12 protein-coding genes are annotated in these 13,793 nt (G+C 71.9%); 3 read left to right on the top strand and 9 right to left on the bottom strand.

Annotation, left to right across the window (positions count from 1 at the left end; all coding sequences use genetic code 11):
- Nucleotides 1–10 precede the first annotated feature (10 nt).
- The 5 genes from AB0F77_RS00915 to AB0F77_RS00895 all read right to left on the bottom strand — a co-directional run bounded on the left by AB0F77_RS00915 (nt 11) and on the right by AB0F77_RS00895 (nt 8,105).
- Nucleotides 11–1,477: a catalase gene (locus AB0F77_RS00915; RefSeq protein WP_361939195.1), complete on the bottom strand. Its 1,467-nt coding sequence runs from the start codon at nt 1,475–1,477 to the stop codon at nt 11–13.
- A 96-nt stretch (nt 1,478–1,573) separates the two neighbouring features.
- Nucleotides 1,574–3,667 (bottom strand): SpoIIE family protein phosphatase, encoded by a 2,094-nt coding sequence (locus tag AB0F77_RS00910; RefSeq protein ID WP_361939192.1) that lies wholly within the window; start codon nt 3,665–3,667, stop codon nt 1,574–1,576.
- A gap of 278 nt (nt 3,668–3,945) precedes the next feature.
- The gene (locus AB0F77_RS00905) at nt 3,946–4,650 is read right to left on the bottom strand and encodes a DUF402 domain-containing protein (RefSeq protein WP_361939189.1); all 705 of its coding nucleotides are present in this window, start codon (nt 4,648–4,650) and stop codon (nt 3,946–3,948) included.
- A gap of 85 nt (nt 4,651–4,735) precedes the next feature.
- Nucleotides 4,736–6,142, bottom strand: coding sequence for a class II fumarate hydratase (locus AB0F77_RS00900; RefSeq protein WP_361939186.1), 1,407 nt, complete (start codon nt 6,140–6,142; stop codon nt 4,736–4,738).
- A gap of 295 nt (nt 6,143–6,437) precedes the next feature.
- Entirely contained in the window at nt 6,438–8,105 is a 1,668-nt protein-coding gene (locus AB0F77_RS00895) for a fumarate hydratase (RefSeq protein ID WP_361939184.1), read from the bottom strand.
- Nucleotides 8,106–8,330: 225 nt separating this feature from the next.
- On the opposite strand from AB0F77_RS00895, the gene AB0F77_RS00890 reads away from it, so the two are divergent.
- A complete protein-coding gene (locus tag AB0F77_RS00890) occupies nt 8,331–8,987 on the top strand; it encodes a DUF1707 domain-containing protein (RefSeq protein ID WP_361939643.1) in 657 nt (218 codons plus the stop codon).
- 186 nt (nt 8,988–9,173) lie between these two features.
- Entirely contained in the window at nt 9,174–9,548 is a 375-nt protein-coding gene (locus AB0F77_RS00885; RefSeq protein WP_361939181.1) for a WhiB family transcriptional regulator, read from the top strand.
- A 104-nt stretch (nt 9,549–9,652) separates the two neighbouring features.
- Here AB0F77_RS00885 and glpX read toward each other — a convergent pair whose 3' ends face one another.
- A complete protein-coding gene (glpX, locus tag AB0F77_RS00880; RefSeq protein ID WP_361939178.1) occupies nt 9,653–10,687 on the bottom strand; it encodes a class II fructose-bisphosphatase in 1,035 nt (344 codons plus the stop codon).
- 126 nt (nt 10,688–10,813) lie between these two features.
- Between glpX and AB0F77_RS00875 the strand changes: the two genes are divergently transcribed.
- Nucleotides 10,814–11,338: a DUF4245 domain-containing protein gene (locus AB0F77_RS00875; protein ID WP_361939175.1), complete on the top strand. Its 525-nt coding sequence runs from the start codon at nt 10,814–10,816 to the stop codon at nt 11,336–11,338.
- 70 nt (nt 11,339–11,408) lie between these two features.
- Here the strand turns inward: AB0F77_RS00875 and AB0F77_RS00870 are convergent, their stop codons facing one another.
- From AB0F77_RS00870 to xseA, 3 genes are all read right to left on the bottom strand, one after another.
- Nucleotides 11,409–11,996 carry a malonic semialdehyde reductase gene (locus AB0F77_RS00870; protein ID WP_361939172.1) on the bottom strand — a complete coding sequence of 196 codons (588 nt, stop codon included), beginning with the start codon at nt 11,994–11,996 and terminating at the stop codon, nt 11,409–11,411.
- Between the two features lie 134 nt (nt 11,997–12,130).
- Entirely contained in the window at nt 12,131–12,394 is a 264-nt protein-coding gene (locus AB0F77_RS00865) for an exodeoxyribonuclease VII small subunit (RefSeq protein WP_361939170.1), read from the bottom strand.
- A gap of 9 nt (nt 12,395–12,403) precedes the next feature.
- Entirely contained in the window at nt 12,404–13,612 is a 1,209-nt protein-coding gene (gene xseA, locus AB0F77_RS00860) for an exodeoxyribonuclease VII large subunit (protein WP_361939168.1), read from the bottom strand.
- Between the last annotated feature and the right edge of the window lie 181 nt (nt 13,613–13,793).

The following is a 13,793-nucleotide window of genomic DNA, read 5'->3' as shown; positions in this document are numbered from 1 at the left end:
GGCGGACCGGTCAGCCCGCGTCGCCGTTGACCTGGTGGGCGATCCGGTCGCCGGTCTCCTTGTCGATGTTGCGCCAGTACTGGAACGCCCGGCTCAGCACAGGGGCGCTCACGCCCTGGCGGAGGTGCCCGCCGACGTTGGAGACCAGCCGGTCGCGGGCCGCGTCGTCCAGGACCTCGCGCACCATCGTGCCGGGCTGGCCCCAGTCGTCGTCCTCGGCGTGCAGGGCGTACGCCTCGCGCACCATCTCGCCCGCCGTCCGCCAGCCGGCGATGTCGCCGAACTGCTCCCCGGCCGCGGGGCCGCCGAAGGAGTTCGGCGCGTACACCGCGCCGGTGGCCGCCGCCTCGTAGCGCATCGGGCCGTCCTTGGCGTACGAACGGACCGGTGAGTGCGGGCGGTTCGGCGGCAGCTGCGCGTAGTTGGGGCCGATCCGGTACCGGTGGGTGTCCGGGTACGAGAACAGCCTGCCGAGCAGCATCTTGTCCGGCGACGGGCCGATGCCCGGCACCATGTTGGACGGCTCGAACGCGGCCTGCTCGATGTGGACGAAGTAGTTGTCCGGATTCCTGTCCAGCGTCATCCGGCCGACCTCGATCAGCGGGTAGTCGCCGTGCGGCCACACCTTGGTCAGGTCGAACGGGTTGAACCGGTAGTCCGGCGCGTCCTCGAACGGCATGACCTGGACGTACATGGTCCAGCTCGGCGCGTTCCCGGACTCGATCGCCTCGTACAGGTCACGGCGGTGGACGTCGCCGTCGCTGCCGGCGAGCCGGTCCGCCTCCTCCTGGGTGAGGTGGTCGATGCCCTGGTCCGTCTTGATGTGGTACTTGACCCAGAACCGCTCGCCGCCGGCGTTGACCCACATGTAGGTGTGGGACGAGTAGCCGTTCATGTTCCGGTAGGTCTTCGGGATGCCGCGGTCGCCCATCAGCCACGTCACCATGTGCGCGGACTCGGGGGACAGCGTCCAGAAGTCCCACTGCATGTCGTTGTTGCGCAGCCCGGTGGCCGGATGGCGCTTCTGCGAGCGGATGAAGTCCTGGAACTTCTGCGGATCACGGACGAAGAAGACCGGTGTGTTGTTGCCCACCAGGTCGTAGTTGCCGTGCTCCGTGTAGAACTTGAGCGCGAAACCGCGCGGGTCGCGCCAGGTGTCCGGCGAGCCCTGCTCCCCGGCGACCGTCGAGAAGCGCGCCAGCATCTCCGTGCGCTTCCCGGGCTGGAAGAGGTCGGCCCTGGTGAACTGGCTGACGTCGTTGGTGACTTCGAAGAATCCGTACGCTCCCGCGCCCTTGGCGTGGACCACCCGCTCGGGGACCCGTTCCCGGTTGAACTGGGCCATCTTCTCGATCAGGTAGTGGTCCTGGAGCAGGATCGGTCCGTCGGACCCGACGGTGAGCGAGTGTTCGTCGCTCTCCACCGGGATGCCGGCGTTGTTCGTCGTGTACGGGACCTGCTGGGGTGCCTGCGTCACGAGCGTCCTCCCGTCGTGCACGTGGGTCTCAGGCCGTTTCGCTCACCCCAGTCAGTGAACTCCTCCATCGGGACATCGGCAACTTTTGGACGAGATCTAATTCCGGTTCAGCTCGAACCAGACCACCTTGCCCGTGCTCAGCCGTGTCGCGCCCCACCGCCTGGCCAGGCGGTTCACCAGGTACAGCCCGCGCCCGCCCTCGTCGGTCGCCCGCGCCTGCCGCAGCCTGGGCAGCTGCGGCACGTCGTCGCCGACCTCGCAGCGCAGCACGTCCGTCCGCAGCAGCCGCAGCGTCACCGGCCGTGACGTGTAGCGCACGGCGTTGGTCACGACCTCGCTGACGAGGAGCTCGACCGAATCGCTGAGCTCCTCCATGCCCCAGCGCGACAGCGCGCGCCGGGCCAGCCGCCGCGCCCGCCCCGGCGCCGCGTCCTCCGGCTCCAGGAACCAGTACGCCACGTCGCTCGGCGCGATCCCGTCGAAGCGGGCCGCGAGCAGCGCGATGTCGTCGTCCCGGTCCCCCGGACCGAGCATGTCCAGCACCTCGTCGCACAGCGCTTCGAGGGGCGGCGGATGGTCGGGCCCGGTGAGCTGCGCGGTCGCGGCCAGCTTCTCGCGCAGTTGCTCTATGCCGGTCCACACGTCCCGCAGCCGGGACTCCACCAGACCGTCCGTGTACAGCAGCAGGGTCGCCCCGGCCGGCGCCTCCAGCTCGACGGCCTCGAAGTCCACCCCGCCCACACCGATCGGCGCGCCCGCGGGCACCCGCAGCACCTCGGCCCGGCCGCCCAGGTGCAGCAGCACCGGCGGCGGATGCCCGGCGTTGGCGATGGTGATGCGGTGCGAGACCGGGTCGTACACCGCGTACAGACACGTCGCCATGCGGTCGGTGCCCAGCCGCTGCGCCTGCTCGTCGAGGTGGTGCAGCACCTCCTGCGGCGGCAGGTCGAGCCCGGCCAGGGTCTGCGCCGTCGTGCGCAGCTGGCCCATGATCGCCGCCGAGGTCATGGAGTGCCCCATGACGTCGCCGACCACCAGCGCGACCCGGCTGCCCGGCAGCGGAATGGCGTCGTACCAGTCGCCGCCCACCCGGGCCGTCTCGGCCGCGGGCAGATAGCGGGACGCCAGCCGCACGCCCGTCGGCCGCGGCAGGGTCTCGGGCAGCATCGTGCGCTGGAGTTCGTCGGCGATGTACGCCTCACGGCCGTAGAGCACCGCCTTGTCGATGCCGAGCGCGCTGTGCGTGGCCAGCTGGGCGGCCACCAGCAGGTCGTCCGCCTCGAAGGCCATCCGCTCCGGCCGGCGCAGGAACAGCGCCGCGCCGATCACCCGGCGGCGGCCGCGCAGCGGTGCCAGGATCGCCCGCTGGCCGCCGGGCACCAGCGACTCGCCGCCCTCGCCGAGCAGTTCGGGCAGCGCGGCGCGCGCCGCAGGGGCGTCCGCGAACACGGGCCGCACACCGCGCAGCACCTCGTTCAGCGCGCCGCCCGGCCGCACCTCGCACAGCTCGGACGTGAGCGCCGACAGCCCCGTGAGACCCGCCAGCTCCGCGTCCGACTCCGGCACCGGGGCCGACAGGAAGCCGCCCTCGGTCTCCCGGTCCTCCGGTATCCGGTCGGTGCGGCGCAGCCGCAGCACCACGGGCCCGGTGGGACGCTCGTCGCCGACGGGCAGCGGATCGCGCAGGTACACCAGGATCGCGTCGGAGAACGTCGGCACGGTCGCCCGGCACAGGCCCATGACGATCTCGTCCAGGTCGATGCCGCGGGCGATCCGCCGGGTCGCGGCGCCCACGAAGCGCAGCCGGTCGCCGTCCCGCCGCATCGGCATCGGGCGTCCGGGCGGCAGCCCGCGCCCGGTGCGGCGGTCCTGGCCGTCGCCGGCCCGCTCCTGCTCGGCGCCGGGCTGGGGCGGGATGGCCTCGGGCGTGGGACGCGGACGGTGCGCGTCGGTCTCCGCCGTGGCCGGCTGGGAGTGTTCGGGGCCGTTGACTGGGGGCTCCTTCCCCTTGCCGCCGGGCGTGTCCGTGGCCGGTGCGGAGGGCGTCTCGCCGGTACGGGCCTGTGCGGGTAATGCGGCGCCGGCCGGCTTCGAGGAATGCAGCAGCGCCCCGCGGGGCTCCGCGGGGTCGGCGCCCGGCTGCGGGCGTTCGTAGGAGGTGGGGTGCTCCGTCACGCGTGTCGAATCCATCCGTCCGGGGCTGCGCGCCGCGCGCGCAGTTCGTCCCGCAGAAATCCCGATACCCGCAATACGTGCCCGGGGAACGGAATTCCCACGTGGTCAGAGGCTGTTCCTGTGCCGCCGGCGGCCCTGGTGCGGCCCGTACCGGCGTTGCCCTCGTACCCCTCGCTCACGTCCTGCCGCCCCTCGGTGACGTTCGGTCAAGCCCGGAGCAGAGTCCGGGAGTTGTGCGTGCGCCCTTGCGGAGGACGATCCTACGGTTGTGGACCGGGGGCGCATCAAGGGTCTCATGTGGACACGTGCGCGGGCGTACGGTCCCAGTCCTCGGGCAGTGACGGTACCTCCCAGGAGGGGTCCGGGCGCCACTGCTGCCAGCCTTCGCTGAACGGCGCGCCCCACGCCCTGATCACCGACACCGCGGCGCGGCCGGCCTCCCGCACCCGCGCCGCGAGCGGGGCGTCCACCAGCCCGTCCCGCTGCGCCTGCGCGAACTCGTCCTCGTCCCGCCAGTGCCAACTGCGGTCCGGATGCACGGAGATGTCCAGGAAGTGGTCCTCGGAGTCCACACCGCCGTGCCAACGGGCCAGCGGTTCCTCCAGGTTGACGTACCAGTTCTTGAACTCCCAGCCCGGTTCCCAGAACAGCCACACCGACCAGGGCTCGCCCGGCCTGGCCAGCTTCAGCACACCGGTGCCGAGCCAGCGCCCGTGCGCCACGCCGCGGGGCTTGGTGTACCGGGACTCCAGCGGCTCGACGTGCACGGGCGTCCCGTCGGCCAGCACCGGCTTGACGCACTCGGTGCCCGGCGCCAGCCACACGGCCAGCAGCTCCGCGTCGTCCCGCACGACGGTGACCGGGCGCGCGATGTGGACGCGCGCACCGGCGTTCTCCCGGTACCGCCACAGGATCTGGTCGCCCGGCGCCCAGAAGTCCACCGGGCCCGTCGCCGTACCGCGCTCCACGCGTCTCACCGCTCCACCACCGTCTGCCATGCACAGATATTAGGTGCCGCAGGCATACGACGCTGCGGCGCGCGTCACGGTTCTCGCCGCGTGCCGCGCGATGGCCCGCGGCCCGTCACGGATGCGTCATGCGCAGGACATCCAGGGCCTCGTCCAGTTGCTCCAGGGTGAGGTCACCGCGCTCCACGTACCCGCCGTCCAGCACCACCTGACGGATCGTCCTGCGCTCCGCCACCGCCTTCTTGGCCACCTTGGCGGCCTCCTCGTACCCGAGGTACCTGTTCAGCGGTGTCACCACGGACGGCGACGACTCGGCGTACTCGCGGGCGCGCTCCCGGTCGGCCGTGATGCCGTCCACCGTGCGGTCGGCCAGCAGCCGGGAGACGTTGGCGAGCAGCCGCACGGACTCCAGGACGTTGCGGGCGAGGACCGGGAGCATCACGTTGAGCTCGAAGTTGCCCGCCGCGCCCGCGGTCGTGATCGTCACGTCGTTCCCGATGACCTGCGCGCTCACCATCAGGACGGCCTCCGGGATCACCGGGTTGACCTTGCCCGGCATGATCGAGGAGCCGGGCTGGAGGTCGGGCAGCCGGATCTCGGCGAGGCCGGTGCGCGGTCCCGAGGACATCCAGCGCAGATCGTTGGCGATCTTCGTCAGCCCGACGGCGACGGTGCGCAGCTGCCCGCTGGTCTCCACGATGCCGTCCCGGGCGCCCTGGGCCTCGAAGTGGTCCCTGGCCTCGGTGAACGGCAGCCCGGTGACGCGGGCCACCTCCTCGATGACGGCCGCGGAGAAGCCGGGCGGGGTGTTGATGCCGGTGCCGACGGCCGTGCCGCCCAGCGGCAGCTCGGCCAGCCGGGGCAGGGACGAACGCAGCCGCTCGACGCCGTGGCGCACCTGGGCCGCGTAGCCGCCGAACTCCTGGCCGAGCGTGAGCGGCGTGGCGTCCATGAGGTGGGTGCGGCCCGACTTCACGACGTCCGCGAACTCCTCCGACTTGCGGGTGAGCGCGGCGGCCAGGTGCTCCAGGGCGGGGATCAGATCACGGGTGACCGCGGCGGTGGCGGCGATGTGCAGGGACGACGGGAAGACGTCGTTGGACGACTGCGAGGCGTTGACGTGGTCGTTGGGGTGCACGTCCCGGCCGAGCCGCTCGGTGGCGAGGGTGGCGATGACCTCGTTGGTGTTCATGTTCGACGAGGTCCCGGACCCGGTCTGGAACACGTCGACCGGGAAGTGCGCGTCCCACGCGCCCTCCGCGACCTCGGCCGCGGCGTCCTGGATCGCCCGCGCCAGGTCCTCGTCCAGCACTCCGAGCCGGGCGTTCACCTTCGCGGCGGCACCCTTGATCCGGGCCAGCGCCTCGATGTGGGCGCGCTCGATGCGCTGCCCGGAGATCGGGAAGTTCTCCACCGCCCGCTGCGTCTGCGCCCGCCACTTGGCGTCCGCGGGGACCCGCACCTCTCCCATCGAGTCGTGCTCGACCCGGTACGCCCGCTCGTCGTCCTGCCCCTCGGCCACGACCGACCACCTCCGCCCGCATCAGCACCCCTCGTGCCGAGCGTATTCCTGGCGGACGGCCCCACCGATCCGGCCGGATCCCGCCGTCGCCGGCAGGGGCCGGAACGGCGGGAGCGAGTCCCGCCCCGCCGCACCACTCAGCCCGTCCGGCGTTTGAGGACGAGGTCCTCTCAAGGGCCGACGGGGGTCTGGGGGGCGGAGCCCCCAGGAAGCGGGGTCGAAGGGGCGGCAGCCCCTGGGGACGGGACGGGTAGGGGCGGCGGGGGCGAGATCCATCCCCGCCGCACCCGAGGCGCTACGCCAGCCCGGGGCCCCGGACCGGAATCGACGTGAACGTCGGAGCGGGGGCCGGGTCCTGGAAGAAGTCGTTGCCCTTGTCGTCGACCACGACGAACGCCGGGAAGTCCTCGACCTCGATCTTCCAGACCGCCTCCATGCCGAGCTCCTCGTACTCGACGACCTCGACCTTCTTGATGCAGTCCTGGGCGAGCCGGGCCGCGGGCCCCCCGATCGAGCCGAGGTAGAAGCCGCCGTGCGCGTCGCACGCGTCCGTGACCTGCTTGCTGCGGTTGCCCTTCGCCAGCATCACCTTGGAGCCGCCCGCCGCCTGGAACTGCTCGACGTAGGAGTCCATGCGGCCGGCCGTGGTCGGGCCGAACGAACCGGACGCGTAGCCCTCGGGGGTCTTGGCGGGACCGGCGTAGTACACCGGGTGGTCCTTGAGGTACTGCGGCATCTCCTCGCCCGCGTCCAGCCGCTCCTTGATCTTCGCGTGCGCGATGTCCCGCGCCACGACCAGCGGGCCGGTCAGGGACAGCCGGGTCTTGACCGGGTACTTGGTCAGCTCGGCGAGGATGTCGTCCATCGGCTGGTTCAGGTCGATGCGGACGACGTCGGAGGACTCGTCCAGGTGCTCGTCGGTGGTCTCCGGCAGGAACCGCGCCGGGTCGGTCTCCAGCTGCTCCAGGAACACGCCCTCGGCGGTGATCTTCGCGACGGCCTGGCGGTCGGCGGAGCAGGAGACGGCGATGGCGACCGGGCAGGACGCGCCGTGCCGCGGCAGCCGGATCACGCGCACGTCGTGGCAGAAGTACTTGCCGCCGAACTGCGCGCCGATGCCGATCTTCTGCGTCAGCTCGAAGACCTTCTCCTCCAGCTCCTTGTCCCGGAAGCCGTGGCCGAGCGGCGAGCCCTCGGTGGGCGCGTTGTCCAGGTAGTGCGCGGAGGCGTACTTCGCGGTCTTCAGCGCGTACTCGGCGCTCGTGCCGCCGACCACGATCGCCAGGTGGTACGGCGGGCAGGCGGCCGTGCCGAGCGAGCGGATCTTCTGCTCCAGGAACGTCATCATGGAGCCCTCGTTGAGGACGGCCTTCGTCTCCTGGTAGAGGAAGGACTTGTTGGCGGAGCCGCCGCCCTTCGCCATGAAGAGGAACTTGTAGGCGCCGCCGTCCGTCGCGTACAGCTCGATCTGCGCCGGCAGGTTCGAGCCGGTGTTCCTCTCCTCCCACATGGTCAGCGGGGCCATCTGGGAGTAGCGCAGGTTGAGCCTGGTGTACGCGTCGAAGATGCCGTGGGACAGGGCCTTCTCGTCCTCGCCGGAGGTGAGCACGTTCTGGCCGCGCTTGCCCATGACGATCGCGGTGCCGGTGTCCTGGCACATCGGCAGCACGCCTGCCGCGGCGATGTTCGCGTTCTTGAGCAGGTCGAGGGCGACGAACTTGTCGTTCGACGACGCCTCGGGGTCGTCGACGATGCGCCGCAGCTGCGCCAGGTGCGCGGGCCGCAGGTAGTGCTGGATGTCGTGGACGGCCTCCTCGGCGAGCTTGCGCAGCGCCTCGGGCTCGACCTTGAGGAACGTCCGCCCGTCGGCCTCGAAGGTGGAGACACCCTCGGAGGTCACCAGCCGGTAGGGAGTGGTGTCCTCTCCCTGGGGGAGCAGATCGGTGTACTCGAACTCAGGCATCGGTGCCCATTCCTCACTCGACAACAGCGGCTGGCCTCCATGGGCAGCGCCCACCAGCGTAGGACGTGCGGCGGACGGGGCCCTTGTGAGGTAAGGCTCAGTTCGCGCCACGCGACCGGACCCCACCCCTAGTCGCGATCTATCGCGTTTCGGTACGCTGCTGCCGTGGACCTTCAGAAGCACGTCGAATCCAAGGACGGGGCACCCGGGGGCGCGGCGCCGCGCATGTCCGAACTGCGCGCCTCGGACGCCGAACGCGACCGCATCGCCGACATCCTGCGCGAGGCCCTGGCCGAGGGGCGTCTCACCGCCGACGAGCACGCCGAGCGCGTGGAGGGGGTGCTGAACGCCAAGACGGTGGGCGAGCTGGAGGTCTTCATCCGGGACCTGCCCGCGGCCCACCGGCGCCCCGAGGCCCCGGCGTACGCACCGGTGCCGCCCCGCCCGACGCCCGGCGCCGTCCCGGCCGAGGCGGACGCCAACGTGGTCGCCGTGTTCAGCGCGGCCAGCCGCAAGGGCCGCTGGCGCGCGGGGCGCCGACTGCACGCGTACGCCGTCTTCGGCAGCGTCGAGATCGACCTGAGCGAGGCGATCTTCGAGTACCAGCAGGTGGTGGTCAAGGCGGTCTCGGTCTTCGGCGACGTCCAGATCCGGGTCCCGGAGAACGTGGCGCTGCGCGGCACCGGCGGCGGTGTGCTCGGCAACTTCGAGGTGGACACCCTGGACTCGGTCGAGCCCGAGGCGCCCGTCATCTACGTCGACGGGTGGGCCGTTCTGGGCAACGTCGAGGCGCGGGGCAGGCGCGGCAAGCGGGTCGCGGACATCCTCGACCGGGTGCAGGACAAGGTCGACCGGACGTTGCGCAAACACCTCGACCGTTGACGGTCGTGAATCCGGCGCGTCCGCGGACGGGGCCGGGCGGTGTGCGCGGGGGCGGGCGCGGGGGCGGGGGGTGGTGAACCGGCCGCCGTGCGCCCGCCGCGGTGGACGCAGTGCATAGGCCCGCGCACAGCGGGTAGGGCTTGCTGCATCGTCTCTCGCTCGCGAAGCCGTCGTCAGGAGTAGACCGTGCTGCAACCGCCGCTTTCGTCCCTGAAGGCAGCTGCCGTGCCGGCCCAGCGGGGTCCGGCGCGCGACAGGGACCAGGACGCGCCCTGGCACACCGAGGCGGTGTGCCGGCGCGACGAGGCCGGCCTCTTCTTCGCGCCCTCCAAGGAGCCTACGGCGGCCCGGCTGTCCCGGGAGGAGGCGGCCAAGCGGGTCTGTGCCCGCTGTCCGGTGATGGTCGAGTGCCGCGAGCACGCGCTGCTCCAGCCGGAGCCGTACGGCGTCTGGGGCGGCCTGACGGCGGCCGAGCGCCGTGTGGTCCTGGCCCGGCGCCGGCGCCGCGACATCGAGCTCAAGAAGGCCGCACGGGCGGGCCGCATAGCGGCGGCGGGCTGACGACCGCGACGGACGGATGTGGGGCGCCCCTTCCGCACACGACAGGGGCGCCCCACGGCTTCCGCTCGGCGCTGCGTACCGCTCGGCTCAGCCGCCGCTCGGCGCTACTTGGCGCGGTCGAAGTCGATCGTGCTGTAGGCCCGCAGCTTGCTCAGCCGGTGTTCGGAGTCGATGCGGCGCACCGTCCCGGAGCGGGAGCGCATCACGATGGAGTCGGTGGTCGCGGTCTCCGACCGGTACCGCACCCCCCGCAGCAGCTCCCCGTCCGTGATCCCGGTGGCCACGAAGAACACGTTCTCCCCGGTCACAAGGTCCTCCGTGGTGAGCACCCGGTCCAGATCGTGCCCGGCGGCGACCGCCCGCGCCCGTTCCTCGTCGTCCTTGGGCCACAGCTTGCCCTGGATGGTCCCGCCGAGGCACTTGACCGCACAGGCCGAGATGATGCCCTCGGGGGTGCCGCCGACGCCCAGCAGCAGATCGATGCCGGTGCCCTCGCGCAGCGCCAGGATCGAGCCGGCCACGTCGCCGTCGGTGATCAGCTTGATGCGCGCGCCGGTCTCCCTGATCTCCTGGATGAGGTTCGCGTGCCGCGGCCGGTCGAGGACGACGACGGTGACGTCCTCGGGCGTGGCCCGCTTGGCCTTGGCGACCCGGCGGATGTTGACCGCGACGGGGGCGTTGATGTCGACGAAGTCGGCCGCCTCGGGGCCTGTGACCAGTTTGTCCATGTAGAAGACGGCGGAGGGGTCGAACATGGCGCCGCGCTCGGCGGCGGCCAGGACGGCGATCGCGTTGGGCATGCCCTTGGCGGTCAGCGTCGTGCCGTCGATCGGGTCGACCGCGATGTCGACCTCGGGCCCGGTGCCGTCGCCGACGTGCTCCCCGTTGAAGAGCATCGGCGCCTCGTCCTTCTCGCCCTCGCCGATGACGACGACGCCGTTCATGGACACGGTCGACACGAGGGTCCGCATCGCGCGCACCGCGGCGCCGTCGGCGCCGTTCTTCTCACCGCGTCCGACCCAGCGGCCTGCGGCCAGCGCGGCGGCTTCGGTGACCCGGACGAGTTCCATGGCGAGGTTGCGGTCGGGGGCTTCGGAGGGGACGTCGAGTTCGGACGGCAATTGGTGATTCTCGGTCATCGGTGCGCACCTTTCTGATACGACGACGGCCGGATGAGGGTTTCGTACCGACTCTATCGCCGGGCAGACAGAATGAGCAGGGGCCCCCACGGATGAGCGGACCGGGCACCTGCGACGATGGGGGGCGTGGCAGGTTCGAACGGCAGGCAGAAGACGGTCCGGGACATGATTCTTTCCCTGGGCCTCATCGGGATCGCGGCGGGCGTCATCTATCTCTTTATCCCGCACGACGACCACGCTCCCGACATCAAGCGGGTCGACTACCGGGTCGAACTCCTCACGGCACGGCGTGCGGCGAGCTACCCGGTGGCGGCCCCCGAGGGCCTGCCCGGCACCTGGAAGGCGACCTCGGTCCGCTTCCAGGGCACCGACTCCGACCGCTGGCACCTGGGCTTCCAGAACCCCGACGGTCAGTACGTGCAGATCGAGCAGTCCACTCAGAAGCGCGGGGCCTTCATCGACCAGGCGAGCCAGGGCGGCAGGGCGACCGACGTCAAGGACAGGATCGGCGACCGCACCTGGACCCGCTACACGGGCGGCCGCTACGACGCGCTCGTCCTGGAGGACACCCCGGGCTCCACGACGGTCGTCGCGGGCACGGCGTCCTTCGCCGAGCTGGCGAAGATGGCCGGCGCGCTGAAGATGGCGTGACGCCGTCGCGTCCCCACACGAGAAGAGGCCCCCGGCGGTGTCGCCGGGGGCCTCTCGTGTCCGAGGGGGCTCAGACGGTGGTGATCACCTGGTCGAACTCCAGCCGCGGGGAGCGCGGGAACCAGGCGTCCGGGCCGGGGCGGCCGATGTTGACGACCATCAGCGGGGTGTGGTCCTCGTCGAGGAACTCCTTGCGGACGCCCTCGAAGTCCAGACCGGTCATCGGGCCGGCGGCCAGACCGGCGGCACGGACGCCGATGATGAAGTACGCGGCCTGGAGGGTCGCGTTCAGCGCGGCGCTGTTCTCACGCGCGCCACGGTCGCCGAAGAGGTCCTTGGCGGTCGGGAAGTGCGGGAAGAGCTGCGGCAGCTCCTCGTGGAACTCGTTGTCCGCGGACAGGATCGCGACCAGCGGGGCCGCGGCGGTCTTCGGCTGGTTGCCCTCGGCCATGTGGCGCACCAGGCGCTCGCGGGCCTCGGGGGAGCGGACCAGGGTGACGCGCAGCGGCGACTGGTTCATGGACGTGGGACCGTACTTGACCAGGTCGTAGATCGCCTGGACCTGCTCGTCGGTCACCGGCTCGTCGGTGAAGGAGTTCGCGGTGCGCGCCTCGCGGAACAGCAGGTCCTGAGCGGCGGGGTCAAGAACGAGAGACATGAGGACTTCCTAGGCGTGTGTGTCCGGATCCGGCGAGCCGGGCCTTCTGACGTGTCCGACCGTACGCGAGAGAAGTTCAATGTTCAATCAAAGCCGGGGAGTGGTGATCTGCTTCACAGGCCCGGCCCGCCCGGTCACTCCCCGTCCGCGTCCCCGCCCCCGGTGGGCGCCGCCCCCTCCGCGGCTCCGTCCTCCTCCTCGGCGAGTGCCGCGTCCAGCCGTGCCCGCGCCCCCTCCAGCCAGCGCCGGCACACCTTCGCCAGCTCCTCGCCGCGCTCCCACAGGGCGAGGGACTCCTCCAGGCTTGTCCCGCCCGCCTCAAGCCGCCGTACGACCTCGATCAGCTCGTCCCGCGCCTGCTCGTACGAGAGCGCCTCTTCCTGCACCTTGCCGGTCATCCGCCCACCCTAGACATCGACTCGAACCGAGAACTCGCCCCCGGCGACCCGCGCGCGCAGCGACTCGCCGTCCGTCACCTCGTCCGGACCGCGCACCACCTGGCCGTCGGACTTCTGGAGCACCGCGTACCCCCGCCGCAGCGTCGCCGCCGGAGACAGCGCCACCACGCGCGCGTGCGTGTGCGTCAGCTCCGAGTCGGCGCGGTCCAGGAGGTGGCCGAGGGTGCGCCGCGAGCGCTCCACCAGCGAGGCCACGTGGTCCGCGCGCTCGTCCACCATCCGGTGCGGGTCCTGTATCGACGGCCGGGCCAGCGCGTGCGCCAGGCCCCGCTCCTCGCGGTCCACGAACGCCCCCACACAGCGCCGCGCCCGGTCCCGCAGCAGCCGCACCCGCTCGAACTCCTCGCCCACGTCCGGTACGACCTTCTTCGCGGCGTCCGTCGGCGTGGAGGCGCGCAGATCCGCCACGTAGTCCAGCAGCGGGGTGTCGGGCTCGTGGCCGATGGCGGACACCACCGGCGTACGGCACGCGGCCACCGCGCGCACCAACTGCTCGTCCGAGAACGGCAGCAGGTCCTCCACGCTGCCGCCGCCGCGCGCGACGACGATCACGTCCACCTCGTCGATCTCGTCCAGCTCCTTCACGGCCTGCACGACCTGCGGCACCGCGTGCACGCCCTGCACCGGCACGTTGCGCACCTCGAAGCGGACGGCCGGCCAGCGGTGCCGGGCGTTCTCCAGCACGTCCCGCTCCGCGGCCGACGCCCGGCCGCAGACCAGGCCGATCAGCTGCGGCAGGAACGGCAGCGGTTTCTTGCGGTCGGCGGCGAACAGGCCCTCGGCCGCCAGCGTCTTCTTCAGCCGCTCCAGCCGGGCCAGCAGCTCACCGACGCCGACCGGCTTGATCTCGGCGGCCCGCAGCGACAGCTGCCCGCGCGGGGCGTACCACTCCGGCTTCGCCAGCACGACCACCCGGGCGCCCTCGCCGACGACGTCCGCCACCGTGTCGAACACCTGCCGGTAGCAGGTCACGCCGACCGAGATGTCGTACGACGGATCGCGCAGCGTCAGGAACACCACCCCGGCGCCCGGCCGGCGCGACAGCTGGGTGATCTGCCCCTCCACCCACACCGCGCCGAGCCGGTCGATCCACCCGCCGATGAGCCGGGAGACCTCACCCACGGGCAGCGGGGCCTCGGGAGACGTGTTGGCAGCCATGCGCCGAGCGTAACGGCCACCTGTGACAATCCCCCCCACCCGCCACCACGGGCCGCCCCACGCAGCCCCGACCGGGGTGATCACCCCCGCACACGACAGCGCGCCCCACGGCACCCCCGCTTCGCGCGCCTCCGTCCGGGCCGTCCCCGACGCCTGCGCGAGGTCGGCCACCGGCACCGAA

Source organism: Streptomyces sp. NPDC026672, from assembly GCF_040638185.1.
In the GTDB taxonomy this organism is placed as follows: Bacteria; Actinomycetota; Actinomycetes; order Streptomycetales; family Streptomycetaceae; genus Streptomyces.
The sequence above is the reverse complement of the archived record's forward strand: the minus strand, read 5'-3'. Positions and strand labels throughout refer to the sequence as shown.